Origin of the sequence: Dyadobacter psychrotolerans, from assembly GCF_004349265.1 — a bacterium.
GTDB lineage: Bacteria > Bacteroidota > Bacteroidia > Cytophagales > Spirosomataceae > Dyadobacter > Dyadobacter psychrotolerans.
Genome location: NZ_SMFL01000003.1, coordinates 696,914 through 722,575, shown reverse-complemented (window position 1 = coordinate 722,575; position 25,662 = coordinate 696,914). Strand labels below are relative to the sequence as shown.

Sequence of the window (25,662 nt, the reverse complement as noted above, 5' to 3'; positions counted from 1 at the left end):
TATTGTAACTTTGTGCCGAATTTAAAACGCAGCAGGTAATGTTTACAGGAATCGTTGAATCCTTAGCAGAAGTAATCGATATTAAAGAGGAAGGTACCAATAAAACTTTCACATTAAAATCTCCAATCGCTTCTGATTTTAAAATAGATCAGAGTATCAGTCACAACGGCGTTTGCCTTACGGTAACAGAAGTTATTGGCGATGTTTACAAAGTAACGGCTATTGAAGAAACGCTACTGAAGACAAATTTAAATGCCGTCAAACAATCAGATAAACTAAACCTGGAACGTTGTATGCCGGCGAACGGGCGCTTCGACGGACATATCGTGCAGGGGCACGTTGATCAGACAGCGGTTTGTATAAAAAAAGAAAACCGCGACGGAAGCTGGCTTTTTGATTTTCAGTATGACGCGGGTCTTGGAAATATTACGGTAGAAAAAGGTTCTATTTGTATCAATGGAGTGAGTCTGACCGTTTTTAATTCAGAAAACGATACCTTCCGGGTGGCGATTATTCCGTATACTTATTCTTTTACCAATTTTCACGCATTAAATGAAGGTGATGTGGCCAATCTGGAATTTGACATATTAGGTAAATACATAAAACGTATTCTTGGGCGGTATCAGGCCTAGAATATTGGCATCCTGAAATATTACTTCTATTTTTACTTTTCAAAATAAATAAATTGTTTTAAGCACCTCCATGGCAAAAATAAGTACGCAATCCCGGAGTGATCTTTTTATACACATCGGAATCATCTGCTCCCTGATATTGGTGTTTTTCCTCGGTTTCTTTTTTATCTATCTGCCCTTTACAACCAATCACGGCGAAGCCATCACTGTTCCTGATCTCAAAAAGAAGAGTGTTGAAGGCCTGGAAGACTTTCTTGATTCAAGGGATCTGCGTTACGAAGTGAGTGATTGTACCTATGTGGCAAATATCCCTCCGCTGACAATTCTGGCCCAATATCCGCTCCCGGGGGCTAAGGTGAAGGAAGGTCGAAAGATTTATGTGACAGTGGTGTCCAGAACTGCGCCGCTGATCAAGATGCCTAAACTAACGGATATGACCCACCGAAGTGCACAGATGCTCTTAAAAAGTGTTGGACTTGAAGAGGGTAATATCTCTTACGTACCGGATATGGCTCAGAACGCGGTTTTACGTCAAATGTATAACGGGCAGGTGATCCAGCCCGGACAGCCAATTCCAAAAGGATCAAAAATAGACCTGGAATTGGGAGAGGGTTTGGGTACTGCGCAGTTTGAAGCACCTTCGGTGATTGACATGCCATTGGAAGAAGCTAAAATCGTTCTTATCGGTGCCGGTCTGAAAATAGGACAGGTGATGACATTACCTTTGGAAGAAGGACAGGCGCCTGGTGCAGTTGTCAAACAAAATCCTGAGGGAGGAAATAACGTTAGAATTGGAGATGTAATTGATCTGTGGGTAACTCCTCCGGCAGCTGAACCTATTGAGAATGGAAACACACAACCTGAACAGATTTAATAAAACATCTTTTTCATTTACAAAAATATTCCTGCTTTTGGCACCGATTGTTTTTCAGTGTCAATCAGTTTATGCCCAACTGGAACTTGTTCCGATTGGCAGTCATGAATTTGAAAATTCAGCTGGTGAACCTAATAACAGTGCCAGAACCACGGCATCTTTAAGTTTGCCTTTCTTCGACGATTTTTCTACAACGGCTACCAAAAATCCTGATTCACAATTCTGGATGCAGGGCAGCGGGGTTTATGTAAATAATACGCTGACAACCAATCATCCTTCGGTAAACGTGGCCACCTTCGACGGATTAAATGCAGCGGGTTCGCCGTATAACTTCGCCAATCCGCTTCTTCAGAATTTTACCGACACACTCACGTCACAGCCGGTTAATCTGGCAGGTAAAGCAGTGAAAGACTCGGTTTATATCAGCTTTTACTGGCTTGGTAAAGGTTTGGGTGAGCGTCCGGATTCAAGCGATTATATCAGCTTGGAATTCTTTGATAACCTTGGAAACTGGACAACCGTATGGAAGCAACAGGGTTATATTTTAGATACAATTTTTAAGCAGGAATTTATCAAAGTCAGCTCTGCTTCCTATTTTCATGAAGGTTTTCAGTTTCGTTTCCGGTCTTACGGACGTAATTCAGGATCTTATGATATGTGGCATCTGGATTATGTTTATTTAAATGAAAAAAGATCTGCAAGAGATCGGTTTATCAGGGACATTGCAGTTCGAAAACCGCTTACTTCTTATCTGAACGGTTACACTTCCATGCCGCTCAAACATTACTGGTTTAATTCTGCCAGAGCTACCAAAGATTCGGTCATTACAGATATCGTAAATCACTTCAATAACTTTAACAGAACGTCTTTTACATTCACCGTTAAAGATGAAACAACCGGGCGACTGTTTTCAACTTATCAATCACCTTCCGTAGATATTCAGGCCAGTCAGGTGCAGAGAAAAAGTATAGCGATTAAACCCATAGCCCAGGATCCTGCACTAAAACAGATTAGGCTTCGGTACAAATTTGACCTGCTGACTACTGACGATAAAAATCCTGATGTGCCGTCGCTGAACCTGAGAAGAAATGACAGCATCAGTGTGGTAACCACTTTGAGCGATTATTATTCCTTTGACGATGGAAGCGCAGAGTATGGTGTGCAGATTAATCAGAAGCTCGCAAGGGCTGCCGTAAGGTACATACTTGCTAAACCGGATACCATTGCAGGCGTAAGGCTTTCGCTTGTTCCGTTTAACAAAGATATTTCGGGGCAAAGCTTCACTGTTCAGCTTTATAGTAACAAATCGGGTAAGCCGGACCAGTTGCTGGCTCAGCGATCCATTTCAGCAAAATTTCCAACTGAACGAAATGGTTTTCTTGAATACGCCTTTGCCAGTCCGATCGCGCTGACGGATACCTTTTATGTAGGTTGGCTGCAGATCAATGAAGAGCCGGTCACTTTTGGCTTTGACAGAAATTCCGGTTTAGGTACAGGGAAAATGTTTTATAACCTTGGAAGTTCATGGGCAGCAGAAACCACCCTGAACGGAAGTATCATGATTCGTCCATATCTGGGAGGTACAGGACAGGATATTATCTCCGGAACTGAACCATCGGCTAATGAAAACAACTACTTTTTCCCTAATCCCGGAAGGGGAATTATTAACTGGAAAAACTCATTAAACCGAATTGATGTTTACTCCGCCCAAGGCCGTCTGATTCAGACTGTTTTGCCGGGTAGAGAAACGCAGTCGGCTTCTTTAAATATTCCGGGCGATGGTATTTATTTAATTAAAGCGTCAGATGGGAAACGATCATTTGTACAGAAAGTGTTAATTGTTAAATAACAAATAAATAAACCTGTTATCATGGATATTACAGTTGAGGAATTAAAAGAAAGATTAGATAAAGGAGAAGATCTTCATTTCTACGATGTAAGAGAAGAGCATGAATATGAAGAAGATAATCTTGGTGCGATCCTGATTCCTTTGGCAGAATTGCCGGACCATCTTGATGAGCTAAAAGATCTGAAAGATGAAGAAATCATCATTCATTGCCGTTCCGGCGCGAGGAGTGGTAAGGCAGTGAAGTTTTTGGAATCACAGGGATTTACCAATGCGAGAAATGTAACCGGCGGAATTCTTGCTTACCGCGATCTGGAAGATTAAAAATATAGCGTTTTCAAAAGCGAAGAGGCTGCGGTTTAAATACCGCAGCCTCTTCGCTTTTATCCCTCCATTGTAATAACCGATCTGGCACAAACTCCTCCGACAGGCGGATTAAATTTTGAAACCTTCACTGTAACGTTGGCAACGTCCGGGTAATGTTCTCTTACACTGGATATGACTTTAAAGGCGATATGTTCCAGCAGCTTAGCTGGTTCTTTCATTACCCGTGCCGCAATCTGGTAAAGTGTTCCGTAATTGACAGTTTCACTTAACTTATCGTGCTTCGCAGCTTCTGTAAAGTCCGTCTGAACGGTTATGTCCAGGGCATATTTATTTCCTATTCTTTGTTCTTCAGGATAAAAGCCGTGGTAGGCAAAAAACTCAAGTCCTTCGAGCGAGATGGTTCCCATTATATCTGGTCAAAAAATGATCCGCCTCCTCCTTTTGAAGGCTGGTTACTCTCGTATACCCGAGGCCTGTTTACGGGCGGTGCAGATGCTTCATCCCGGGCCTTTTCAGCTGTTTTGTGCATTTCTGCCAATGCCTCATTTGCAGCATCCGCCGCGCTCTTCACAGGTTCTTTTACTTCCGCAGCAGGTTGTGCTACTTCTTCTGCAGCAGCCGGCTGTTCAATAATTTCTTCTTCCGGCTGTGGTGCCTCAACAGTTTCATCCTCACGGGCTACTTCAAAAACAACTTCGGGTTTTTCATCGCTCAGAATGATATTTACTTCTTCAGGCTCTTCTTCCTGCTCTGTAATTTCCTGTTGTGCAACATATTTACGTGGTATTTCAATTTCAGAAACATGCTGTCTTATTTCCTCCATTTTATTCAAAACCGACTCCTTATCATATTTCTGTTCGAAGCGGTCGACTGTGTCAATAGTGCTGTTGGCAAGTGAAGCAAGTTGTACCACCAGATTGTCACGGAAGTTTTCAATAGCCTTGAAATCCCTTTCCTGTATCTTAATTTCAGCAGCAAATTCTTCTTTGAAACGCTTGAGCTTTGCCTCTGTTTCACTGATCACCTGCGCCGTCCGCTTTTCAGCTTCGGCAACCAGTTCGTTGGCTGCAATTTTAGATTCTTCAATCCGCTTTTCAGCATTTTCATTTGCTTCCTTTTCGATCTGTCTGCTTACGTCTTCCGCACTTTTTAAGGTACGAAAAAGCGTGGATTCTATGTCTTTAAGCTTACCTAGTTCTTTTTCAGCATATTCCAACTGCATCTTCAAAAGTCCGTTTTCACTAGAAAAACGCTCCCATTCCTGGGACAATGAATTGAGAAAAGCATCGACCTCGTCAGGGTCATAACCTCTGAAAATCTTTTCAAACGTATGTTTACGTATGTCTATTGCGGAAATTTTCATGATGTGATATGTGCTTTTTTATATATTGAATTATGACTGCGTAAGTTAAAGATATATGAATCATATTTCAAAGTATTTGCCAATTTTACCTTTTTAAAAGTATGTCAGGCGAGTACTTCCCAAACGGAAATCATGCGGTCATCGCTGCATGAAATGAGCTGATTCTCATAACTGGTCCATAATAATTTGTTCACCGATGTGCCATGGCCGGCAAGCCGTGACCGGTCAATAATTTTTTTGAGCTGAAATGTCGACGCATCCCAAAGTTTTACCGATTTATCCATACTACAGGTAGCAAAATATTTTCCATCCGGACTAAAACTCAGGTTATTCACAGCATACATGTGGGCAGCCAGATCCTTTACAGGCTCATAATTGTTGTTTACATCCCAAATTTTTACACTCGCGTCCCGCCCCATGGTAAAGAGCAAACGACCATCCGGCGAATATTGTACAGAAAAGACGGAATTTGTATGAGATTGTATTGTTTTTTTTAATTTAAAATCCTCCGCGTCGAAAATGTGCACACGATGACTGCTGTCCCCGGATGCAAATTCTGATGTGGATGGGTTGACGGAAATTGAGCGTATACTTTTGTCTGATACTTTAATATGTTTTTGAAGTGCGAAAGAATCAATATCCATGATTGCAATTACACCATCACCCAGGGCGACCAGCGCTTTCCCATTAAATAATTGAATATCAAAAATGGCTGATGTCGTAATCCGGGCTGTATTTTGTATGGTCCCGCCTGAAAGGTGGAGAAGCTGAATTCCTTCAAAGTTTTGCCCGATCCATAACATCTGATTTTCTTTGTCAAAGGCAAGCGCATAAACAGAAACACCGGCCCGGGCCACCAGTTTTCCCAGATCAGGCTTTCTCTGATCCCATTGAATAACAAACCCGTCACCACCGGACGAATAGAACCCATGCCCTGTGCCATCAGAAATTATTGTATAAACGCTGTCCCGATGACCGGAAAAAGTATCTATTTTACGAATGTTCATTTTTTACGGGCTTATATCATTAGTGCCAACAAGAACTTATTGGCAGCAAATTTGGCTAACCGGCACTTTTGAGATTTAACAACTAAGAATTTTGATACTTTTATATTTTACAAATATCATTTTGTTTCGTCTCAAAGCTTAATACTAAAAGCCATATGGCTAATATTGTTGCTAATTTAATATCGTCAGAGAATTTTTAAACAGAATAAATATGCCCCTCGTTCATTCCGAAAAGATTGAAGAGAATAGTACACTGCTGCTGTGGAGCTTAACGGAAAGTGAAACTGAGCTTCGGGAAAGCCTGGGTTTTACTTATAATTTTGGTGACCTTGAGTCCATAAGTCATCCCCAGAAAATAAGAGAGTGGCTGGCCAGCCGTCTTTTGATCAAAACTTTGGCCGAACAATCCGGGCGTTTTTATGAAGGAACACATAAAGATGAACATGGCAAAGCTTTCCTGGTCAACAACGACTCACATATTTCCCTTACACACACAGCGGATTACGTTGCAGCAGTCATCAATCTTTCATCTCCGGTAGGTATCGATATGGAAAAAATGAGTGATAAGTTACAGCGTACCTCACGAAAATTCCTTTCAGAGGAAGAACAGTTGCGTGCCGGACAGGATCTCACAGCTCTTTGTATTTACTGGTGTGCGAAGGAAGCTATTTACAAGCTGTATGGTAAAAAGAAAATCAGTTTTAAAGACTCTATTTTTATCGAAGCTTTTTCCGAAAATGATGTTCAGATTTCAGCAGTCCTGACAGATCCCGAAGAAAAAGTGACTGTTCATTCACCTGTGCATCTGCGTTGGTTTGGAGATCATTGTCTGGCTATTGCCATTTAGTTAATCTCCAAGGCTGTCATCCAGCGTAGATTTCAGAATTTTCTCAATTTCCTTGCTTTTTTCCTGCTCACTGGTTTTTTCGTAAGATAGAATCAGGTTACGAAGTACACGCTGAATAATTTCCAGGTTCGTACAGGGTTGATAAAAGATATCTTTTGATTTAATATTCAGCTGGGCAATGTAGTGGTCGATATCTGTTTTAGAGAAAATAATACCCCTGTTGAAAACATTGATATAAAACTGCGTTGCTTCACTTTTATAAGTTAATACAAAAAGGTTTGGCAGGTTCACACCATAAACAGGCATATCCAGCTTTCTGGCAACCAATAGATAAATTACACAAAGCGTAATCGGATTACCGCGCTTGCTTTCCAGCACGACGTTGATCATCGAATTGGAAGGTGAATGAAAATTTTTGGTATTCGCCGCAAAGTTCATTGGGCCGAAGAAAATACTATTGATGAGTTTAACCTGATCAACGCCGTTCATTTCTTCCCTGAAATGGGTCCAGATGTCATAATACAACTGGTCAATCGAAGTTTTCAGCTTTTCCATTGACAAATCCGGATAAAGATAGGTAGCCAGAATCCACATTCCTTCCAGTAAATCCAGGCCTCCTCCATTTTTCCATGCCTGCAGCCTTTCAATCATAATGCTTAGCTGCAGCTCATGAATAAGCTCTTCGATCTTCCGTTGAATAATCGGATTGAAGCTTTCTTCCCATTCAGTTTCCAGAAAAGGGATCACATGCCCGCCGAGGGATAATATCTTTCCCTCAACGTGCTGACTTACTTCATGATCATCGTCATCAAGCAGGGATATCAGTGCTTTAATTTCTCTCTGGTTCATTTTCCTCGAATCTGCATTTTACAACCAACGGATAAATAAAAACATTTTTTTTTTATGGACGTCAAATTTTCTACTTTTGCCCGGAAAAAAATGTGACTTAATTGTAGGTTTGACAGTACCAATAATTGGTAAAAATCCTTTTTTCGCATTTAGATAATAGCATTTTACTCAAAAACGTTGTCCAATACATTCTGAAAATTATAGTCAAATAACATGAAAATACTCGTTACAGGAGGTGTGGGTTTTATAGGATCTCACACAGTGGTTGAGCTGGATGAGGCAGGATTTGAACCGGTTATTATTGATAATCTCTACAATTCTAATCTGGATGTTTTAAAAGGAATTAAAAGTATTACCGGAAAAGATTTTCCATTCTACAATATAGATTGTAACGATGTCGAGAAGGTAAGAAGTCTGTTTGAGAAAGAAAAGTTTGATGGTGTTATCCATTTTGCTGCTTATAAAGCGGTAGGAGAGTCGGTAGAAAAACCATTGAATTATTACGAAAACAATCTGATCTCACTTCTTGTTTTGTTAAGGGTAATGAAAGAATTCGATGTAAAAAACTTCGTATTCTCTTCATCCTGCACGGTTTACGGACAGCCGGATGCATTGCCTGTAACCGAATTAACCCCACGTAAGCCGGCAAATTCACCTTATGGGAATACCAAAGCTATTGCGGAAGATATTATCAGAGATCACGTTTATTCAGGTCCGGGCCTGAAAGCACTTGCTTTGCGCTATTTTAATCCGATAGGAGCACATGAATCTTCATTGATCGGTGAATTGCCAAATGGTGTTCCCAGTAACCTGGTGCCATTTATCACGCAAACTGCCGCAGGTTTACGCAAATCATTGACCGTATTCGGAAGTGATTATAACACACCGGATGGAACCTGTATTCGCGATTTTATTCATGTGGTAGATCTTGCAAAGGCACATGTAAAAGCGCTCTCCCTTTTGCAGGAAACTGAAACAGAAAATCACTACGATGTATTTAATGTAGGAACCGGAGAGGGTTACACCGTACTGGACCTGATCAATACTTTTGAAGATGTAAATGGCGTTAAGGTTAACTATGCAATCGGACCGAGAAGGGAAGGGGATGTGGAAAAAATATACGCCCAGTCGGATAAAGTGAATAACGTTATGAAATGGACAGCTGAAAAAACTATGGCTGATGCTCTTCGTGATGCATGGAATTGGCAATTAAAAATTACACCGAAACAATGAAAAAAATCTTAATTACAGGTGGTGCGGGATTTATCGGCTCACATGTTGTCAGGCGTTTTGTAACTTATCATCCTGAATATCATATCTATAACCTGGATGCGCTTACCTATGCAGGGAATCTTGAAAACCTGCGTGATATTGAAAACGCACCTAATTATACCTTCGTTAAAGGTGATATTGTTGATGCTGAATTTATCGACAAATTAATTTCTGAAAACGATTTTCACGGAATCATTCACCTTGCTGCTGAAAGTCATGTAGACAGATCTATTACCGATCCGATGTCATTTGTGATGACCAATGTGGTTGGAACAGTTAATTTACTTAATGCTGCCAGAAAAACCTGGAAAGATAATTTTGCAGGACGCCGTTTCTATCATGTCTCGACCGACGAGGTTTATGGAGAACTGCATGATCCCGGTACTTTCTTTACTGAGGAAACAAGTTATGATCCCCGTTCGCCATATTCAGCTTCCAAAGCGTCATCCGACCATTTTGTACGTGCTTATGAAAACACTTACAAACTTCCGGTTGTCATTTCAAACTGTTCCAACAACTACGGACCCAATCACTTTCCTGAGAAACTGATTCCGTTGATGATTCATAACATCATTCAAAGCAAACCGCTTCCTGTTTATGGAAAAGGCGAAAATGTACGCGACTGGTTGTTTGTTGAGGACCATGCAATAGCGATCGATGTGATTTTCCATGACGGAAAAAATGGCGAAACCTACAACATAGGCGGCCATAACGAATGGAAAAATCTGGACCTTGTTCTTGTGCTTTGCCGTTTGATGGATAAAAAACTTGGCCGTGCCGATGGGGAAACAGAAAAGCTGATCACTTATGTAACCGACCGAGCAGGGCATGATCTTCGTTATGCAATTGATGCAACAAAGCTTTCGGAAGAATTGGGCTGGAAACCTTCTCTTCAGTTTGAAGAAGGTTTGGAAAGAACGGTTGACTGGTACCTGGCAAATGGAGAATGGCTTGAAAATGTCACTTCGGGTAACTACCAAAAGTATTACAGTGATATGTACGCAGCCAGATAACCGGTTGTTTGGACTAAAAATATATTCACCTAAATTTTAAAGGCCGCAAGCTGACTGCTGAAAGCCGATTGCCATTCTATGAAAGGAATTATTTTAGCCGGCGGATCTGGCACACGTTTACATCCACTTACATTGGCCGTGAGTAAGCAGCTTATGCCTGTTTATGACAAGCCGATGATTTATTATCCGCTTTCGATATTAATGCTGGCTGGAATCAGAGAGATCCTGATCATTTCAACGCCGCACGATTTACCGCATTTTGAAAAATTGTTGGGTGACGGAAGCCGTCTGGGTTGCACCTTCACTTATGAAGTTCAGCCAAGTCCGGATGGTCTTGCTCAGGCTTTTATCATCGGTGAAAAATTCATTGGTAAAGAAAAAGTTGCCCTGATACTTGGGGATAACATTTTTTACGGCTCAGGCCTTTCTAAACTTTTGCAGTCGAACAATGATCCCGAAGGCGGCGTTATTTTTGCTTACCAGGTTCAGGATCCGGAACGTTATGGCGTGGTAGAATTCGATGGAGCAAATAATGTAATATCCATTGAAGAAAAACCGGAAAAGCCGAAGTCAAATTATGCTGTTCCGGGACTATATTTTTATGACAATGATGTTGTAGAAATCGCAAAAACGATCCCGCCATCACCACGCGGAGAACTGGAAATCACAGACGTGAACCGGGTTTATCTCGAACGCGGGAAATTGAAGGTTGGCGTTTTAAACAGGGGTACGGCCTGGCTCGACACCGGTACATTCCAGTCACTTATGCAGGCCGGGCAATTCGTACAAGTTATCGAGGAACGTCAGGGGCTGAAGGTTGGCTGCATAGAGGAGATCGCTTACAGAATGGGCTTTATTGATGTGGATCAGCTACGCGAAATTGCAAAACCGCTTGTAAAAAGTGGCTATGGTACTTACCTAGTTCAGCTGGTTGCCCACTTATGATGATATAGATGCTGCGGCATAATTTTGCCGCAGCATGAAAGAATAAATTATACACATCACGAGCGCTTAATGAAATTTCTGGCAGATGGAATAGAGGAGTATTCCGAGGCTCATACTGAACCGGAGAATATATTATTACAAAAGTTAAATAGGGAAACGCATGCCAATGTGCTCAATCCCCGCATGCTTTCAGGTCACCTTCAGGGTAGATTTTTGTCGATGCTGTCACGGATGATCCGGCCGGAAAGCATTTTGGAAATTGGTACTTACACCGGTTATTCTGCACTTTGTTTGTGTGAAGGTCTTGCCGTAAACGGTAAAGTGGTAACTATCGATATCAATGAAGAGCTGGAAACGTTAACCAGAAGTTATTTTGATCAATCTTCTTTCTCAGCTAATATAGATTACCGTATTGGTAATGCTTTGCAGATAATTCCGTTATTAGAAGAAACCTTTGATATCGCATTTATTGATGCTGATAAAATAAATTACATTTCGTACTTTAATCTTTGTTTGGATAAGGTTCGGAAAGGTGGTTTCATTATTGCAGATAATGTGTTGTGGAGTGGCAAGGTGGCACAGGCAGAGCTCAAAAAATCAGATAAGGATACTCAATTGTTAATAGAATTTAACCGGATGGTACATGAAGATAGTCGTGTATCCAATTTGCTGTTACCAATCCGGGACGGGTTAATGATTCTTCAAAAATTGTAAGTCACCAATTCAGTAGGACTAGTTATTATTTTTATGATCAGGATTTTCATCAAAAAACATAAGGTTGCCACATTGCTGTGGGTTTTGTTATTCAGTTTTGGATATAAGGCCAACTCTCAGGGTACGCCTGAAATTCCCGCAAGTGTTTCCTTTGGAGGTATTTCAGTAAAGTTCGACCGTTCGGCGCAAAACCTGATTGAAGAGGATATCAAGAATCTGATGTCTAATAAGAAGTTTTGGGAGGAAAAAATGGAAAGAGCCATTCTGTATTTTCCAATCGTAGAAAGTATTTTGATGGATGAAGAGGTTCCGATCGATTTTAAATATCTGGCGGTTCAGGAAAGTTCTTTCAAGCCGGATGTAGTATCAAGTTCAAATGCGGTAGGTTACTGGCAGTTTAAGCCGGAAACTGCACGAGGATTAAATCTGCGTGTAGACAATGAAGTAGATGAGAGAAAAAATATAAGTTCTTCCACACATGCTGCGGCCTGGTATCTTAAAAAAAGCAACCAGCAGTTCAACAACTGGGTTTCGTCTCTGTATTCTTACTATCTGGGAGCTGGTGGAGTAAAGAAAATTGTTCCGGCAAACTGGGCCTATGCCCGGGAAATTACACTGACAGGCAAAACAGATCGCTATATGCTGCGCTTTTTTGCCCATAAAATTGCTCTTGAAGCCGGTATAGAAAGATTAAGAAGTACTAATAAGATCGTTTTGCTGGAATCAGAATATGGTAAAGGCCAAACCTTCGATGAGATAGCAAAAACGCTGGGTGTTAATTCAAAGGAACTCGAAAGTTATAATCGCTGGGTGACCAACGGCCGTATCCCAACGGATCGTGAATATTTGATCACGGTTCCGGTGCCAACGGACCAGATTGCAGCTGTCCGTGAAAAACTTGCTCTTCCTGCGCAGACCGGCACTGTTGCAGGCACCTATGCGGATACAGGGTTTCCTATGCTGAAAAAATCGGATGTTAATTCGAAAGACGGTAGGTCGTTTTATGAAATTAATGGTCTTCCCGGTATAGAAGCACGTCCGGGTGACAAACCAATAACTTTGGCGAAGGCAGGAAAATTGAGAACGCCGAAGTTTATGCGTTACAACGACATGGTTAAGGACATGCCGCTCATTCCTGGCAACGTTTATTATCTTTCGCGCAAAAATAAAAAAGCGGCAACGCCTTTTCACACCGCAAGGCCGGGGGATACATGGCATAGCGTTTCGCAGCAATATGGTTTAAGGCTTGTCAGCCTACTGAACTATAACCGAACACTGAGCAGAAACTATCCGATCCAAACCGGTCAGGTACTTTTTCTAACAAAGAAACGTCCTAAAAAACAGCCGATCGAAATTATCAAACCGGGTACGCCTGCTGTTCCAACAGAAACAAGTCCTGTTGTAGCGTCTGCTTCAACTCCGGCTGTATCGGATGCAATCCCTGACAAACCATCCGGCAGAAAAAAATATACACCTGTTCTTGTTGACAAAAGCGAAAGCAGTATAGCAAAAGAAAATCAGCAGTTTGAACCCGCCGTAACACCTCAGGTGACTATTCCTGTCGTAACTACTCAGCCTGGTGCCGCCGCTTCGGAAACGAATGACAGGGTTGTAATTATTACTCAGGACAATACGGAAAGCAATTTCAGGTCTGGGGAAGGTAATACGCCTGCAGTTAAGAAAAGTGACAGAAGTACCACCATTGCTGATACAAAACCTGCTGTAACACCTACCGCCGCTAATTCGGTATATGCAAGAAAAAAAAGAGAAGCTGCGGAAAGGGCCACTCTGGACAGAGCTGCCGCTGAAAAAACTGTAACGGCGGAAAGACCGGTAACAACAGAAACGGCAGTAAGTAATGTAGGTACAAAGGGTTATCATACAGTGAAGTCGGGTGAGACATATTTCAGTATTGCCAAGAAATATGGAATGGATCTTTCCGAACTTACAGAACTGAACAGTGCCGGCGGAAGAAAAAGCCTAATGGTAGGTCAGAAATTAAAAGTTATAGATGGAACCGGTTCTCTTGAAGAGAATTCTAACAGAACGCCTGTTGCAGTTGCCACGCCAACCGGTCCAACCCGGATAGAAAGGGAAGCGGAAACGATTGTGACGACCAGAAATGAAGCCAGTAGATCGGGTGCAGAGTATCATACAGTACAAGCCGGACAGACTTATTACAGCATTGCAAGAACGTATGGGATTTCTCTTAATGAGCTGATGATTCTCAACAACATGAGCTCGCCTGGAAAACTGGTTGCGGGTCAACAGCTTCGTGTAAGCAAAAATGGCAGCAGAAATACTGTTTCGCCTGTTTCGGGACAAGGAGCTCAAATACACATCGTATCGGCAGGTGAAACCCTTTTCAGAATTGCACAAACTTATGGTGCAAGTATTGAGGAAATCAAGAGGTTGAACAATATGTCGGGCAACAACGTTGTAGTTGGACAAAAGTTAAAAATACCACAAAAACAGTAAGGCTAAAATACCATGATACTTATCGACAACACATGCATCAGTGATGATATAGAAGACCAGTTATTTGTCTGCAATTTGGACAAATGTAAAGGTGCCTGCTGCGTTGAAGGTGATTCTGGGGCTCCATTAGATGAAGACGAGCTTGCCGTATTGGACGAGATTTATCCAATGGTTGAACCATATCTTTCAGAAGCGGGCAAGGAAGTAATTGCGAAAGAGGGAACATATACGAAGGACTTCGAGGGTGACTATGTAACACCGGTAATCAACGGCCGGGAGTGCGCTTATGCGATTTATGATCCTAAGGGAATTTTAAAGTGCGGAATAGAAGAAGCTTACAACGACGGAAAAATTGCCTACAAAAAACCAATTTCCTGTCATTTATATCCGATCCGGGTCACAAAGTATGATCAGTATCATGCATTGAATTACGATCGGTGGGATATCTGCAGCCCGGCCTGCAGCTTTGGAAAAGAGTTGGGTGTTCCGGTTTATAAGTTTTTAAAGGCTCCGCTTATCCGTGCCTACGGTGAAAATTGGTATGGTCAGTTAACACAGGAAATTGATGAACGCCGAGAAGCAAGAGGAGAAGAAAAAGGCGCGTAACAACGATTTTTTTCAGGATGTGTATGACGTTGTCCGGTTAATACCAAAGGGGAGAGCCACATCTTACGGAGCAATTGCGGCTTATCTTGGTTCAAAAAGAGGAGCGCGTATGGTAGGCTGGGCAATGGGTAATAGTTACACTCAGGAGAATATTCCGGCACATCGGGTAGTAAATAAACAAGGTGTGCTTAGTGCCAAACTACTTTTTGAGACGCCTACTGCGATGCAGGAAAAACTCGAAGATGAGGGAGTTGAAGTAAAAGATGACCAGATACAGAATTGGGATAAATACTTTTGGGATCCCATGCAGGAATTATAAGGCATAGATATATAAAAAGAGCTTCGCTGGTGACGGCGAAGCTCTTTTTATGATCTTATGATTATTGAACTGAGATTCTGCGTGCCTGGTTGGTCTGAAGTTGAATCTCCTTGGTAATCTTCTGATTTTTGTAAAACAATTCAAAATAGTAGGTACCGTCGGTCATCTCTGCAAGGTCAAACGTTTTGCGATACTGTGCCTGATCTTTGCCGGACATTTCGCTGTAATAGGTATGTCCCGTAACATCTCTAAGCAAAATTCTAACCGGTGAGTCTGCACCTTTGTCAATGGCAAGTTTTACTTTGTTAGAATTGATGATCTGAAACAACGACGCATTAAGCGATGCAGATTTTGTTTCTTTTTTGTCCTTCGCTCCCTTTTTATCAGCAGCATAAGAAGAAAGAGATAAAGTGAAAATGAATGCAAAAAGCAATTTGGAAATGATTGTAATTTTCATGGCTATTTATTTTTTAAGATTAAACATTCCGTTAGTGGATGTATAACCATTATAAAAAAGGATATGCCAGCTTAGAATTTTACCTTCGATTTTTCAAATCAATATAATGTTAAATACTTGTAATTCAATATTTTAAAAATAATTTCCACAATTTGATCTGAGGAAATCGCCGGCCAAATGAATGTTCAAAACCGAACAGTTTAATATAGAAGCGAACGGTTTCGGACTATCTGGATGTGTAAGGATCACGAATCGATTTTCTTTCCGATAATATCAACAGTCCGATAAATGTAATCAGTCCATTAATAATCAACCTCTCAAAACCAAATTTGTATCCGTCAAACCATTCAGCCGAATTTTCATTGAGGATGTAAGTTAAAATAGGAGCGGCTATACAAACCAGAGGAACCCAGCGATCTTTCACCGGTCGTTTTAGAAATGCCCCGAATGAGAAAAGCCCAAGCAGAGGCCCGTAGGTATATCCTGCCAGATCGAATACTGCGGTTATTACTTCCTTGCTGTTAAGTCGGTTGAAAATAAGGATTACCAGATAGAAGACTACCGAAAAACCAATGTGGACATAAAACTTTATTGAAGAACGTTTCTCCTCCGGTTGTTTTTCAATATTCATAAAATCAATGCAGAATGCCGTGGTTAAAGCAGTTAATGCAGAGTCTGAACTGGCATATGTGGCAGCTGTGATACCAAGTAGAAAGGTAATTCCTACCACCACGCCAAGATGATTTAAGGCAAGCATTGGGTAAAATTCATCTGTTTTAGCAGAAACCGGGATTCCCTGTGCTTCGGCATAAACGTAAAGCAGCGCGCCAAGTGACAAAAAGAGGAAATTAACGATCACAAGTACGACTGTGAACCAGAACATGTTTTTCTGCGCTTCGCCAATATTTTTGCAGGTAAGGTTTTTCTGCATCAGATCCTGATCAAGTCCGGTCATTACGATGGCGATAAACGCACCCGCGAAAAACTGCTTGAAGAAATTTTTAGGATCATTGGTCTCCCAGTAAAAAATCTGCGAGTACTTGCTTTCCTGAACCGTTTTCCAGATTCCCGAAATACCATCAAGGTTCAATTCCTGGGAAACCAGAACAATGGTCAGGATTACAGCAGTGATCAGGAAAAACGTTTGTAATGTATCTGTAACGATGATCGTTTTTACACCTCCTTTAAAAGTATATATCCAGATCAGGAAAATGGTAATGGCAACTGCTACTTCAAAGGGTACACCCAGTGGTTTAAATAAAGCCAGCTGAAGAACCTGTGCGGCAACATAAAGTCTTACTGCCGAGCCAATTGTTCTTGACAAAAGAAAAAATCCTGAGCCGGTTTTATAAGACCAAAATCCAAAACGCTGTTCCAGATATGAATAGATCGAGATCAGATTAAGCCGGTAGTAGAGCGGCATGAGCACTGTTCCGATGACAAAGTACCCGACGATATATCCGATGACAACCTGAAAATAAGAGAACTGTATATTCGCAACCGCTCCCGGAACCGAAACAAAAGTTACTCCGGACAATGAAGTCCCGATCATCCCAAAAGCTACAAGGTACCAGGGCGACTGTCGGTTGGCAGTGAAGAAGGTATTTGTATCCGCTCCTTTTGATGTGTAAATCGAAACGGTGATCAACATGCCAAAATAAAAGATCAGTATAACCAGGGATATGTAGGGATTCATCAAAATGATTAGGATTAAGATATTGAACGCATAACAAAAGAAGGGAAAATCTTCTGTTAATGTACGTTTTTAATTAGTTTTGCTAATCAAACAGAAATTTGGTTGTTATGCAAGCGCTTACAGATACCGAGGTTGAAATTCTGGAAAAAACAATTGAAACCGATATAAAAAGACTGGTTGTATACAATGACGATGTAAATACTTTTGACTGGGTGATCGACACCCTGATAGATGTTTGCCGTCATACCAGCGAACAGGCGGAACAATGTACGCTTATTATTCACTACAAAGGAAAGTGTTCTGTCAAAGAAGGTGAATTTGATGAACTGGCCGCGATGCGTAAAGAAATATGCAGCCGGGGTATTTCAGCAGAAATTCATTAGGCCGCATGTGAGTTGCAGGAACTGGTAAGGTTATTTTAGACCGGTTGCAACATAGGCTCGTGGCTTACTGTTTATTAATTACTGCTAATTATTTATCAAGTCACATGAATTATCCCTCACGTCTTATTGAGGATGCCGTTGGTGAAATTTCCCGTCTTCCGGGAATAGGGAAAAAAACAGCTTTACGTCTGGCATTGCATTTGCTGAAGAGAGAGGAGCAGCAATCCCGCTCTCTTGCCGAGGCGATTGTCAATATGAGGACTAAAACTACCTATTGCATCAAATGTCATAACATTGCAGATCACGAGCTATGCAATATTTGCAGTAATCCCAAACGTGATGCTTCGATTATCTGCGTGGTGGTAGACACCCGGGATGTATTGGCTATCGAAGCTACCAGTCAGTTTAAAGGTCTTTATCATGTGCTTGGCGGAATCATCTCACCTTTGGAAGGTATCGGTCCGTCAGATCTGAATATTGACTCTCTGGTAAGCAGAGTCGAGCAAAAAGATGAAACAGATCAGGTAGAAGAAGTAATACTTGCGTTGAGCCCTACCATGGAAGGTGATACCACCGCATTTTATTTACAAAAGAAATTAAAAAGTTCAGGTGTAAAAGTAAGTACCATAGCCAGGGGCGTTCCAATCGGCGGCGATCTTGAGTATGCAGATGAAATTACATTGGGACGAAGTATCGTAAGCCGGGTGGCATACGATTAGTTGATTACATTTTAATAAGACTGTATTATGAATAGAATTGATTTTTTGCGCACCATAGCCGGCAGTACTATTGCCGTTAGCGCCCTGGGAAACGAAGTGTTTGCAGGTTCTTCAAGTAATATACTTGCCGAAACAGCTCCTTTTAAGCAAGCACCGCTTCCTTACGATTTCGCTGCATTGGAACCAAGCATCGACAAAATGACCATGGAGATCCATTATACGAAACACCATGCGACTTATGTCAAAAACCTGAATGATGCAGTAAAAGGTACCGAATTTGAGAAAAAATCACTGGATGAAATTTTAAAATCGATCAGCAAAGCACCAGCTGCAATTCGCAATAATGGGGGCGGACACTGGAACCATACTTTTTTCTGGGAAATTATGGGGCCTAAAAAAGGTGGCGAGCCAAAAGGTGCCGTTGCAGATGCAATTAAAGCACAATTTGGGTCTTTCGAGAAATTTAAGGAAGAATTTGCAAAAGCGGCAACAACCCGTTTTGGTTCAGGCTGGGCATGGCTTGTTGCAAAAGGCGGAAAATTATCTATCGGGTCGACGCCTAATCAGGACAACCCTTTAATGGACGCGGTTACGGATGTTAAAGGAACACCAATCCTGGCACTTGATGTTTGGGAACATGCTTATTATCTGCATTACCAAAACAAACGTCCTGACTATATCAAAGCATTCTGGGATGTAGTGAACTGGGATAAAGTTGCTGAGAATTTGAAAAAGGCATAATTTATAAATTCAAAAAGCCGTCAAATCAATTTGGTCTGACGGCTTTCTTCTTTGTCTGATGCTTTTTCTTTACTCCTTTACCGGTGTTGGTGTACAATAACTGCTAATCACCTTGTAGGCCTGCAGATAACCAAGTTCTCCGGCTTTGCTTAAATCAAGGCATCCGTCATTTACCTGTCCCAAGCTGTTTTTTAAAATCCCTCTCAGATAATAAGCTTCTGAAAAATCGGATCTTAATTTAATTGAACTTGTGAAATCCAGCACAGCTCCCATCTGATCTCCGGATGAGGAGCGGGTTAAAGCTCTTGAAAAGTAAGCATTTGAATAGGTAGGATTTAATTCAACGGCTGTTGTAAAATCATCGATAGCAGATTTTTTATCTCCGATTGCCGACTTATTAATCCCTCTGATGTAATAGGCTTCGGCTCTTTCGTTGGTCAGGTTTTCAATTTTGATGCGTTCTTTGATTACATCGCGAAGGCCATCCAGTATTTCTCTGGTGATTTTTCCTGTGTAACCAATCTTTTTTGGGTCACCCACATAATTGTTTTTAACTTCAATTGCCTTTGTAAGATCAGTGATTGCCCCACGCTGGTCGTTTAGTTTTCCTTTGGAAAAACCACGTCCGTAATATGCTTCAAAATTTTCCGGATCGAGTTGGATTGTTTTGTCAAAATCAATGATAGCCCCTTTGAAATCTTCTATTTTGTTTTTTGCAAAACCGCGTTTGTTGTAAAATGTTGCATCCGCAGGATTCAATTCTATCGCCCGTGTGAAGTCTGCTGCTGCACCGTTAAAATCGCCAAGTTCTATTTTTGCAAGACCCCGTCCTACATAAGCGCCCGTTCTTTTTGGACTTAATTCTATAACTCTTGAAAAATCGGCGAGGCTGCCTGCATATTCCTGTAAGTCCTGTTTGCAGTTACCACGGGCGTACAAAGCTGCGAGGTCATCCGGATTCAGCGAAAGCGCCTGATCCAGATCCATGAGTGCGTTTCTGTGATTTTGAATTTTGGCATAACTAACTCCCCGGTTATAAAATGCTTTTGCATCTTCAGGGCTTAATTCAATCGCTTTGGTATAATCCATGATTGCAGCCCGAAAATCTTCCTGAAGACTTTTGCTTACACCGCGGCTTTGATAATATACAGATGTTTTCGGACTTAATTCAATAGCCTGGTCGTAATCCAAAATCGCACCACGGTGATCTTTCAGGTTTGCTTTTGCCAGCCCGCGGTTGAAAAAACTCGGAGCGTGCTGTGGGCTCATAGAAATTACAGTGGTGTAGGACTGCATGGCGCCGGGAAAATCTCCCTTAGCAGCTTTCGTATTTCCGTCTTCAAAATATTCAGCGGCTGAACGTTGGGCAAAGTTGGTATGAGGCAATAACAGGGAAGCCAGGGAGAAAATAACAAAAAATAAACTTTTCATGAATGTAAACCGTTTCCTCAAATCTTTATGTTTTTAAATCTTGGTATAAATGTATTCAAAATCTGACGGAGCATCAAAAAAACAAACACGGTTTCTTCGGCAGGATGAGAAAGAGGCACTTCAACATAAATATCCTTATTTTTACGAAAATAAGTTTTGACTAACTAAAACCTTGAAAAAATAAAATGGCTTCTGTTTCTAAAAAAATATTGGTTCCCGCATTAATCATAGTTGCCGCATTGGCTGTCTACTTTGCTTTTTTCAAATCGCCGGAAGTTCCTCCTGCGTTAACAGAAAGTAGTAGCGACGTAGCCAGTGAGGCTAACGACGGCGTTTACCTGACTTCATTATCGACTCTGGATGGTCAAAATGTACCCATGGATCAGGAAAAACTGGTTTTCTTAAATGTATGGGCTACCTGGTGCGGACCTTGTAATATGGAAATGCCGGGAATTCAAAAACTTTATGATAAATATAAGTCGAATGATAAAGTTGCTTTTTACATCGTTTCAGATGAGGATCCGGCAACTGTTAATCCTTTTATCGAACGTAAAGGTTATAAACTTCCATTTTACCAGTATGCAGGAGCTTATCCTGCTGCGCTGGACGGAAATGCAATTCCGCGTACCTATATCATTTACAAAGGAAAAATTCTGGCTCAGGAAATCGGGGCTTCACAATGGGACCGGCCCGAAATTGCTGAATTAATAGAAAAGAATCTGGCGGAGATATAAAAGATAAAGAAAACTGATGTAAACAAAACGAGCGCCAGCATATTGCTGGCGCTCGTTTTGTTTTTATAATGCTTATCGACTATTCAACGATGAAACTACCTTTCATCAAAGCATAGTGGCCAGGAAAGCTGCAAATGAATGTATAAGTTCCTTTTTTAGGAGCTGTAAAAGTGATTGTGTCACTTTCTCCGCCACCTACCAGTTTGGTATGTGCAATGATGCTGGCTTCTTCTGATTTAGGAATATATTCTGTTTCTCTTGCTGCTGCTGCCTTCGATCCAAAAGCTGCTACGTCTGTACCCGGTTTTAACAAAACGAAGTTGTGACCCATTGCCGCTTTTGCCAGTTTACCTGAATGTGTCAAAGTAAGCTTTACTTTTTGCCCGGCCTTTACCTTAATTTCTTTCAGGTCGAACTGCATCGCATCACTTCCTTTGATAACGATCACTTTTTCCTGCTTTGTATCACTTATTTCTGAAGTAGTTTTTGCATTGACAGAGCTGGTTGTTACAGCGCCAAAAGCGATAACTGAGGCAAGAAACAATACGCTAAACTTGATCCTTTTCATATTCGAATATTAGTAAACTTGTTTTTGTTGAAATTAACTGGTGCAATTTAATGCATGAAGCAGTAAAAAAATAATCCATTAACAATTGTTTGAAAAACAAAACTTCAAAACAGTATTTTGTACTGATCACGGATAGCATATCCAAAGCAAAGTACCGAAAGGAGCATCAGGTATCTGCTGATGTCAATCGGGTCCATAGGTATCGGAATGTCTCTGGACTTTGAAGCAAGAGCAAGTAACATCATTGAAAAAATGATCCATAAAGAGCTCTTTTGTTTAGTCGCTAATCCAATACAGGATATAAGAAGCGAAACGATGATACAAAAAGGCTGAATGATCAATCCCATAAACTGCACTTTGTACATAACAATGCAGTAAAAGAGAAGCAAGCCCAGCCCGATTGTACAAAACAAAAGAAATTTCCCGGCTTCATAACGCATAACCACGCACCAGGAGGCAGACACAACAGCAACTGCGCCCAGAGTTCTTTCACATGCCAGTGTCAGCTCGGGGAATGTATCCAGGGCATCGGGTACGACAAGTGCAAGTAACTCAGTCAGTGCGTTCAGGGCAATACTCAGAGAAAAAATACCCCACAAAAATCGATTGTAAAACGAAAGCAGCTTATAATATTTATAAAAGACGATTATACCGGTTACGGCAAGTATCAGGCTGGAAATTACATTCGGATTTATGGGCATATACGAAATGAGGCCTTAGAATATCAAAAAAGCAATTTACAAATTCCCTTTACATTTTGCTACTTCGTGCTTTTCGTCCTACTTTTACCAAAAAAACTGATTTACCAACATGAGCGTTTTAGTTAATAAAAATTCTAAGATTATAGTTCAGGGATTTACGGGTTCTGAGGGTTCTTTTCATGCCCAGCAAATGATTGAATACGGTACCAACCTTGTAGGCGGAGTAACTCCCGGAAAAGGAGGGCTTTCTCACCTGGAGAGACCTGTCTTTAATACTGTAGACCTGGCAGTGCGTGCAACCGGTGCAGATGTTTCAATCATATTTGTTCCGCCAGCTTTTGCTGCTGATGCTATTATGGAAGCTGCTGATGCTGGTATTGGCGTTATTGTTTGTATCACCGAAGGAATTCCAACCAAAGATATGATGCAGGCGAAGGAATATATCAAAGGCAAAAATTGTCGTTTGATTGGTCCTAACTGTCCTGGTATTATTACAGCAGAAGAATGTAAAGTAGGTATCATGCCTGGTTTTATCTTCAAGAAAGGAACAATCGGACTGGTTTCAAAATCCGGTACGCTTACTTACGAGGCGGTAGATCAGCTAACTCGTGCTGGTTTGGGGCAAACTACTGCAATCGGTATTGGAGGTGATCCGATCATTGGAACAACTACAAAAGAAGCGGTTGAATTGCTGATGAATGACCCTGAAACAGAAGCAATCGTAATGATTGGTGAAATTGGAGGTAGCATGGAAGCAGATGCTGCTAATTATATTAAATCGACAGGTAACAAAAAGCCGGTTGTAGGTTTCATTGCTGGTCAGACTGCTCCCAAGGGACGTCGTATGGGCCATGCTGGTGCTATTATCGGTGGTGCAGATGACACTGCGGAAGCTAAAATCCGTATTATGAAGGAGTCTGGTATTTTCGTAGCGGAATCTCCTGCATTAATAGGCGAAACAATGCTTCTTGCTTTAGGTAGAAAATAGTAGTTATCTATATCAATAATACTTCTGGAGGGCTGGGGAAACCCCGCCCTTCTTATTAATATGAAGTCCATTTTTTTGTTTCTTTTTTGGGCTTTTACCACCGCACTTTTTCTGGCGGGATTTCAGTCACATGCTGCTGAAAAAATAACACCCCCCGAACAGTTTTTCCCGATCTATAATTATCAGAACGACTGGCTTGTTTACAATGCCCAGTATAAAAATTATGTTCCTTTTTCCCAGGAGGTTGATGAATCATCGCGTTACGTCAGTGTTTACATAGACCTGATCAAAAACAGGAAATATCATCTCTTACTCAGGTCTGAAACAAAGAGCTATTTATTTCTGGAAGGTGCTTTGCAAAGAGAAGTATCTCAGGAACAATGGCTTGATATGAATGTGGATAGTCTTTATCGGATTTATAAAAAAGATGAATTGCTTCTGACCATTTATGGCAGTCCGGGTGTAGGAGAAAAAAACCTGCTTTTATGTAACGAAAGAAAAAGGAATGATGCCGGCGTGATCGAAGCAGCCGCATCCAATTTCATAAACATCAAGCCGATTCTGTTTTCGCCGTTCCGCAACTTTGCCGTGCTTTCGCTGTTGCTGATTCTCATTCTGAACGCCTGGATTTTTAATGTTAATCCGCTTGCTTTCATACGGCTGATTAATCCGGTAGAGTTGTTCAAAAATGATCCGCGCGATCAGCTGTCTAAGCTCAACAAACCTTATAGCAACAGCATTATCTTTTTTGTCGTCATTGTTTCGATGCTGACGAGTTTTATACTGCTGTACTTTTCTGCCAATAAGATCAATTTATTTTCTGTCAGCAGCATACTTTCGGAGAAATCGAATACACTTCAGTTAGCCGGCGACTTTTTTCTTCTTTCACTGATTTTTTTTATATTATTCTACGGCAAGTATGTATTGATGGCGCTGGTCGGGAGTATGCTTAACCTGGACAAGCTTGTTGATGTACTGTTTATTAAAATAGTACAATCATCCTACCTGTTCCATGCAGCGGTTTTCCTTCTTGTTTTTATGCTAAGTTTTAACAGCCCGCTGTTTTTGAATTTCGTAAAACCATACATTCTTTTTCCATTCCTGCTGTTCTATATCGGTAGGTTTTTGATACTCTATGTTGTTACAACGCCGCCGGGGTCAATTATAAATCTGTATTTATTTTCGTACCTTTGCGTCATTGAAATAATCCCGCTGATCATTGGCATAAAGTTTGCCTTATAGATTATCATTTTACTTGCGGGAATAAACTAATAAGGCTTATACATGAGTGAGACTATCAAATTTGATCAGGATCGATTGACAAAAGTTACCAGTCTTTTGGTTAGCCAATCCAGACCAGCAGACGAAAATTCACCTTATTTTGAATTAGCACGGAGATACAATATCAAAGTGGATTTTCGGCCCTTCATCCAAATTGACGGAGTATCGTATAAGGAATTTCGTAAACAAAAGGTGAATATCCTGGATCATACTGCAGTGATTTTCACAAGCAGAAATGCTATTGATCATTTCTTTAGAATCTGCAACGAAGGAAGAGTGGAAGTGCCCGCTACGATGAAATACTTTTGTATCTCAGAGCAGACAGCTAATTATCTTCAGAAATACATTGTAATTCGCAAACGCAAAATTTTTGCAGGAACTAAGACGGCTGTCGAACTTATTGAATTGATGCGCAAACATAAAAAGGAGAAATTTTTATATCCTTGCTCTGATGTTCGTAAGAATGAAATTCCGGAATTTGCTGATACCGAAGAATTTAGCTTTACAGAAGCAACAATGTACCAAACCGGTTCTGCTGATCTTTCGGATCTGACAGAAGTGTTTTACGATATCATTGCATTTTTTAGTCCATCTGGAATTAAATCGTTATTTGACAATTTTCCTGATTTTAAACAGAATGCGACACGTATCGCTGCGTTTGGACCAACAACGGCGAAAGCAGTCGAAAATGCCGGGTTAATCCTTGATATTCAGGCGCCTTTGCCTAATGCACCATCGATGACCGGAGCACTCGAAATATATATTAAAGAGGCCAACAATATTTAAGACCAATATTGTTAAAAAAGGCCGGGAAATTTTCCCGGCCTTTTTTATGATTTTGTCAATTTTTTTAAGCAATATGCGTTATTGA

General features: G+C 41.0%; 28 protein-coding genes. 19 read left to right on the top strand and 9 right to left on the bottom strand.

The window, feature by feature from the left end:
* The first annotated feature begins 38 nt into the window (after nucleotides 1-38).
* From E0F88_RS10810 to E0F88_RS10795, 4 genes are all read left to right on the top strand, one after another.
* A complete protein-coding gene (locus E0F88_RS10810) occupies nucleotides 39-632 on the top strand; it encodes a riboflavin synthase (protein WP_131958244.1) in 594 nt (197 codons plus the stop codon).
* A gap of 70 nt (nucleotides 633-702) precedes the next feature.
* Nucleotides 703-1,506: a PASTA domain-containing protein gene (locus tag E0F88_RS10805; RefSeq protein WP_131958243.1), complete on the top strand. Its 804-nt coding sequence runs from the start codon at nucleotides 703-705 to the stop codon at nucleotides 1,504-1,506.
* Nucleotides 1,478-3,355 (top strand): T9SS type A sorting domain-containing protein, encoded by a 1,878-nt coding sequence (locus tag E0F88_RS10800; RefSeq protein ID WP_131958242.1) that lies wholly within the window; start codon nucleotides 1,478-1,480, stop codon nucleotides 3,353-3,355. The genes E0F88_RS10805 and E0F88_RS10800 overlap by 29 nt, the downstream gene beginning before the upstream one ends.
* 21 nt (nucleotides 3,356-3,376) lie before the next feature.
* A complete protein-coding gene (locus E0F88_RS10795; RefSeq protein WP_131958241.1) occupies nucleotides 3,377-3,676 on the top strand; it encodes a rhodanese-like domain-containing protein in 300 nt (99 codons plus the stop codon).
* Nucleotides 3,677-3,735: 59 nt separating this feature from the next.
* On the opposite strand, the gene folB is transcribed toward E0F88_RS10795, so the two are convergent.
* The 3 genes from folB to E0F88_RS10780 all read right to left on the bottom strand — a co-directional run bounded on the left by folB (nucleotide 3,736) and on the right by E0F88_RS10780 (nucleotide 6,049).
* Complete coding sequence (gene folB / locus E0F88_RS10790; protein ID WP_131958240.1) at nucleotides 3,736-4,086, bottom strand: dihydroneopterin aldolase; 351 nt, start codon at nucleotides 4,084-4,086, stop codon at nucleotides 3,736-3,738.
* Nucleotides 4,086-5,042 (bottom strand): DivIVA domain-containing protein, encoded by a 957-nt coding sequence (locus tag E0F88_RS10785; protein WP_131958239.1) that lies wholly within the window; start codon nucleotides 5,040-5,042, stop codon nucleotides 4,086-4,088. The genes folB and E0F88_RS10785 overlap by 1 nt, the downstream gene beginning before the upstream one ends.
* A gap of 104 nt (nucleotides 5,043-5,146) precedes the next feature.
* Entirely contained in the window at nucleotides 5,147-6,049 is a 903-nt protein-coding gene (locus E0F88_RS10780) for a WD40 repeat domain-containing protein (RefSeq protein ID WP_131958238.1), read from the bottom strand.
* 211 nt (nucleotides 6,050-6,260) lie between these two features.
* On the opposite strand from E0F88_RS10780, the gene E0F88_RS10775 reads away from it, so the two are divergent.
* Nucleotides 6,261-6,896, top strand: coding sequence for a 4'-phosphopantetheinyl transferase family protein (locus tag E0F88_RS10775; RefSeq protein ID WP_131958237.1), 636 nt, complete (start codon nucleotides 6,261-6,263; stop codon nucleotides 6,894-6,896).
* On the opposite strand, the gene E0F88_RS10770 is transcribed toward E0F88_RS10775, so the two are convergent.
* Complete coding sequence (locus E0F88_RS10770) at nucleotides 6,897-7,745, bottom strand: transglutaminase-like domain-containing protein (protein WP_131958236.1); 849 nt, start codon at nucleotides 7,743-7,745, stop codon at nucleotides 6,897-6,899. It lies immediately after the preceding gene.
* 213 nt (nucleotides 7,746-7,958) lie between these two features.
* Between E0F88_RS10770 and galE the strand changes: the two genes are divergently transcribed.
* The 7 genes from galE (at nucleotide 7,959) to E0F88_RS10735 (ending at nucleotide 15,092) form a co-directional block, all read left to right on the top strand.
* Entirely contained in the window at nucleotides 7,959-8,978 is a 1,020-nt protein-coding gene (gene galE / locus E0F88_RS10765; RefSeq protein WP_131958235.1) for a UDP-glucose 4-epimerase GalE, read from the top strand.
* Nucleotides 8,975-10,030, top strand: a complete 1,056-nt coding sequence (rfbB, locus tag E0F88_RS10760) for a dTDP-glucose 4,6-dehydratase (protein WP_131958234.1) — start codon at nucleotides 8,975-8,977, stop codon at nucleotides 10,028-10,030. Before galE ends, rfbB begins: the two co-directional genes overlap by 4 nt.
* A 78-nt stretch (nucleotides 10,031-10,108) precedes the next feature.
* On the top strand, nucleotides 10,109-10,975 hold the full coding sequence (gene rfbA, locus E0F88_RS10755) for a glucose-1-phosphate thymidylyltransferase RfbA (protein ID WP_131958233.1): 867 nt from the start codon (nucleotides 10,109-10,111) through the stop codon (nucleotides 10,973-10,975).
* Nucleotides 10,976-11,044: 69 nt separating this feature from the next.
* Nucleotides 11,045-11,689 (top strand): O-methyltransferase, encoded by a 645-nt coding sequence (locus E0F88_RS10750; protein WP_131958232.1) that lies wholly within the window; start codon nucleotides 11,045-11,047, stop codon nucleotides 11,687-11,689.
* Nucleotides 11,690-11,722: 33 nt separating this feature from the next.
* On the top strand, nucleotides 11,723-14,167 hold the full coding sequence (locus E0F88_RS10745; RefSeq protein ID WP_131958231.1) for a LysM peptidoglycan-binding domain-containing protein: 2,445 nt from the start codon (nucleotides 11,723-11,725) through the stop codon (nucleotides 14,165-14,167).
* Nucleotides 14,168-14,179: 12 nt separating this feature from the next.
* Complete coding sequence (locus E0F88_RS10740) at nucleotides 14,180-14,773, top strand: DUF3109 family protein (RefSeq protein ID WP_131958230.1); 594 nt, start codon at nucleotides 14,180-14,182, stop codon at nucleotides 14,771-14,773.
* A complete protein-coding gene (locus E0F88_RS10735) occupies nucleotides 14,733-15,092 on the top strand; it encodes an MGMT family protein (RefSeq protein WP_131958229.1) in 360 nt (119 codons plus the stop codon). Before E0F88_RS10740 ends, E0F88_RS10735 begins: the two co-directional genes overlap by 41 nt.
* 61 nt (nucleotides 15,093-15,153) lie before the next feature.
* Here E0F88_RS10735 and E0F88_RS10730 read toward each other — a convergent pair whose 3' ends face one another.
* Both E0F88_RS10730 and E0F88_RS10725 read right to left on the bottom strand, forming a co-directional pair.
* Nucleotides 15,154-15,549 (bottom strand): hypothetical protein, encoded by a 396-nt coding sequence (locus tag E0F88_RS10730; RefSeq protein WP_131958228.1) that lies wholly within the window; start codon nucleotides 15,547-15,549, stop codon nucleotides 15,154-15,156.
* 226 nt (nucleotides 15,550-15,775) lie between these two features.
* Complete coding sequence (locus E0F88_RS10725; RefSeq protein WP_131958227.1) at nucleotides 15,776-17,245, bottom strand: sodium:solute symporter; 1,470 nt, start codon at nucleotides 17,243-17,245, stop codon at nucleotides 15,776-15,778.
* 107 nt (nucleotides 17,246-17,352) lie between these two features.
* Between E0F88_RS10725 and E0F88_RS10720 the strand changes: the two genes are divergently transcribed.
* The 3 genes from E0F88_RS10720 (at nucleotide 17,353) to E0F88_RS10710 (ending at nucleotide 19,088) form a co-directional block, all read left to right on the top strand.
* Entirely contained in the window at nucleotides 17,353-17,628 is a 276-nt protein-coding gene (locus E0F88_RS10720) for an ATP-dependent Clp protease adaptor ClpS (protein ID WP_131958226.1), read from the top strand.
* 104 nt (nucleotides 17,629-17,732) lie between these two features.
* A complete protein-coding gene (recR, locus tag E0F88_RS10715; protein ID WP_131958225.1) occupies nucleotides 17,733-18,347 on the top strand; it encodes a recombination mediator RecR in 615 nt (204 codons plus the stop codon).
* A gap of 27 nt (nucleotides 18,348-18,374) precedes the next feature.
* A complete protein-coding gene (locus E0F88_RS10710) occupies nucleotides 18,375-19,088 on the top strand; it encodes a superoxide dismutase (protein ID WP_131958224.1) in 714 nt (237 codons plus the stop codon).
* 69 nt (nucleotides 19,089-19,157) lie between these two features.
* Here the strand turns inward: E0F88_RS10710 and E0F88_RS10705 are convergent, their stop codons facing one another.
* On the bottom strand, nucleotides 19,158-20,519 hold the full coding sequence (locus tag E0F88_RS10705; protein WP_229213726.1) for a tetratricopeptide repeat protein: 1,362 nt from the start codon (nucleotides 20,517-20,519) through the stop codon (nucleotides 19,158-19,160).
* Between the two features lie 185 nt (nucleotides 20,520-20,704).
* On the opposite strand from E0F88_RS10705, the gene E0F88_RS10700 reads away from it, so the two are divergent.
* Entirely contained in the window at nucleotides 20,705-21,253 is a 549-nt protein-coding gene (locus E0F88_RS10700) for a TlpA family protein disulfide reductase (protein WP_131958223.1), read from the top strand.
* Nucleotides 21,254-21,332: 79 nt separating this feature from the next.
* On the opposite strand, the gene azu is transcribed toward E0F88_RS10700, so the two are convergent.
* Both azu and E0F88_RS10690 read right to left on the bottom strand, forming a co-directional pair.
* On the bottom strand, nucleotides 21,333-21,821 hold the full coding sequence (azu, locus tag E0F88_RS10695; protein WP_131958222.1) for an azurin: 489 nt from the start codon (nucleotides 21,819-21,821) through the stop codon (nucleotides 21,333-21,335).
* Nucleotides 21,822-21,925: 104 nt separating this feature from the next.
* The gene (locus E0F88_RS10690; RefSeq protein WP_131958221.1) at nucleotides 21,926-22,522 is read right to left on the bottom strand and encodes a hypothetical protein; all 597 of its coding nucleotides are present in this window, start codon (nucleotides 22,520-22,522) and stop codon (nucleotides 21,926-21,928) included.
* A gap of 109 nt (nucleotides 22,523-22,631) precedes the next feature.
* Between E0F88_RS10690 and sucD the strand changes: the two genes are divergently transcribed.
* From sucD to E0F88_RS10675, 3 genes are read left to right on the top strand one after another with little or no spacing between them, the layout of a single operon-like run.
* Nucleotides 22,632-23,510 carry a succinate--CoA ligase subunit alpha gene (sucD, locus tag E0F88_RS10685; protein WP_131958220.1) on the top strand — a complete coding sequence of 293 codons (879 nt, stop codon included), beginning with the start codon at nucleotides 22,632-22,634 and terminating at the stop codon, nucleotides 23,508-23,510.
* A 60-nt stretch (nucleotides 23,511-23,570) separates the two neighbouring features.
* On the top strand, nucleotides 23,571-24,752 hold the full coding sequence (locus E0F88_RS10680) for a DUF4271 domain-containing protein (protein WP_131958219.1): 1,182 nt from the start codon (nucleotides 23,571-23,573) through the stop codon (nucleotides 24,750-24,752).
* A 42-nt stretch (nucleotides 24,753-24,794) separates the two neighbouring features.
* Nucleotides 24,795-25,577 (top strand): uroporphyrinogen-III synthase, encoded by a 783-nt coding sequence (locus E0F88_RS10675; RefSeq protein WP_131958218.1) that lies wholly within the window; start codon nucleotides 24,795-24,797, stop codon nucleotides 25,575-25,577.
* Nucleotides 25,578-25,662: the final 85 nt, after the last annotated feature.

Excerpts from the sequence above, each read along its gene's own strand:
- E0F88_RS10810 (WP_131958244.1), top strand. The coding sequence starts at position 39 with ATGTTTACAGGAATCGTTGAATCCTTAGCAGAAGTAATCGATATTAAA.
- E0F88_RS10805 (WP_131958243.1), top strand. The coding sequence starts at position 703 with ATGGCAAAAATAAGTACGCAATCCCGGAGTGATCTTTTTATACACATC.
- E0F88_RS10800 (WP_131958242.1), top strand. The coding sequence starts at position 1,478 with ATGGAAACACACAACCTGAACAGATTTAATAAAACATCTTTTTCATTT.
- E0F88_RS10795 (WP_131958241.1), top strand. The coding sequence starts at position 3,377 with ATGGATATTACAGTTGAGGAATTAAAAGAAAGATTAGATAAAGGAGAA.
- folB (WP_131958240.1), bottom strand. The coding sequence starts at position 4,086 with ATGGGAACCATCTCGCTCGAAGGACTTGAGTTTTTTGCCTACCACGGC.
- E0F88_RS10785 (WP_131958239.1), bottom strand. The coding sequence starts at position 5,042 with ATGAAAATTTCCGCAATAGACATACGTAAACATACGTTTGAAAAGATT.
- E0F88_RS10780 (WP_131958238.1), bottom strand. The coding sequence starts at position 6,049 with ATGAACATTCGTAAAATAGATACTTTTTCCGGTCATCGGGACAGCGTT.
- E0F88_RS10775 (WP_131958237.1), top strand. The coding sequence starts at position 6,261 with ATGCCCCTCGTTCATTCCGAAAAGATTGAAGAGAATAGTACACTGCTG.
- E0F88_RS10770 (WP_131958236.1), bottom strand. The coding sequence starts at position 7,745 with ATGAACCAGAGAGAAATTAAAGCACTGATATCCCTGCTTGATGACGAT.
- galE (WP_131958235.1), top strand. The coding sequence starts at position 7,959 with ATGAAAATACTCGTTACAGGAGGTGTGGGTTTTATAGGATCTCACACA.
- rfbB (WP_131958234.1), top strand. The coding sequence starts at position 8,975 with ATGAAAAAAATCTTAATTACAGGTGGTGCGGGATTTATCGGCTCACAT.
- rfbA (WP_131958233.1), top strand. The coding sequence starts at position 10,109 with ATGAAAGGAATTATTTTAGCCGGCGGATCTGGCACACGTTTACATCCA.
- E0F88_RS10750 (WP_131958232.1), top strand. The coding sequence starts at position 11,045 with ATGAAATTTCTGGCAGATGGAATAGAGGAGTATTCCGAGGCTCATACT.
- E0F88_RS10745 (WP_131958231.1), top strand. The coding sequence starts at position 11,723 with ATGATCAGGATTTTCATCAAAAAACATAAGGTTGCCACATTGCTGTGG.
- E0F88_RS10740 (WP_131958230.1), top strand. The coding sequence starts at position 14,180 with ATGATACTTATCGACAACACATGCATCAGTGATGATATAGAAGACCAG.
- E0F88_RS10735 (WP_131958229.1), top strand. The coding sequence starts at position 14,733 with ATGAACGCCGAGAAGCAAGAGGAGAAGAAAAAGGCGCGTAACAACGAT.
- E0F88_RS10730 (WP_131958228.1), bottom strand. The coding sequence starts at position 15,549 with ATGAAAATTACAATCATTTCCAAATTGCTTTTTGCATTCATTTTCACT.
- E0F88_RS10725 (WP_131958227.1), bottom strand. The coding sequence starts at position 17,245 with ATGAATCCCTACATATCCCTGGTTATACTGATCTTTTATTTTGGCATG.
- E0F88_RS10720 (WP_131958226.1), top strand. The coding sequence starts at position 17,353 with ATGCAAGCGCTTACAGATACCGAGGTTGAAATTCTGGAAAAAACAATT.
- recR (WP_131958225.1), top strand. The coding sequence starts at position 17,733 with ATGAATTATCCCTCACGTCTTATTGAGGATGCCGTTGGTGAAATTTCC.
- E0F88_RS10710 (WP_131958224.1), top strand. The coding sequence starts at position 18,375 with ATGAATAGAATTGATTTTTTGCGCACCATAGCCGGCAGTACTATTGCC.
- E0F88_RS10705 (WP_229213726.1), bottom strand. The coding sequence starts at position 20,519 with ATGAAAAGTTTATTTTTTGTTATTTTCTCCCTGGCTTCCCTGTTATTG.
- E0F88_RS10700 (WP_131958223.1), top strand. The coding sequence starts at position 20,705 with ATGGCTTCTGTTTCTAAAAAAATATTGGTTCCCGCATTAATCATAGTT.
- azu (WP_131958222.1), bottom strand. The coding sequence starts at position 21,821 with ATGAAAAGGATCAAGTTTAGCGTATTGTTTCTTGCCTCAGTTATCGCT.
- E0F88_RS10690 (WP_131958221.1), bottom strand. The coding sequence starts at position 22,522 with ATGCCCATAAATCCGAATGTAATTTCCAGCCTGATACTTGCCGTAACC.
- sucD (WP_131958220.1), top strand. The coding sequence starts at position 22,632 with ATGAGCGTTTTAGTTAATAAAAATTCTAAGATTATAGTTCAGGGATTT.
- E0F88_RS10680 (WP_131958219.1), top strand. The coding sequence starts at position 23,571 with ATGAAGTCCATTTTTTTGTTTCTTTTTTGGGCTTTTACCACCGCACTT.
- E0F88_RS10675 (WP_131958218.1), top strand. The coding sequence starts at position 24,795 with ATGAGTGAGACTATCAAATTTGATCAGGATCGATTGACAAAAGTTACC.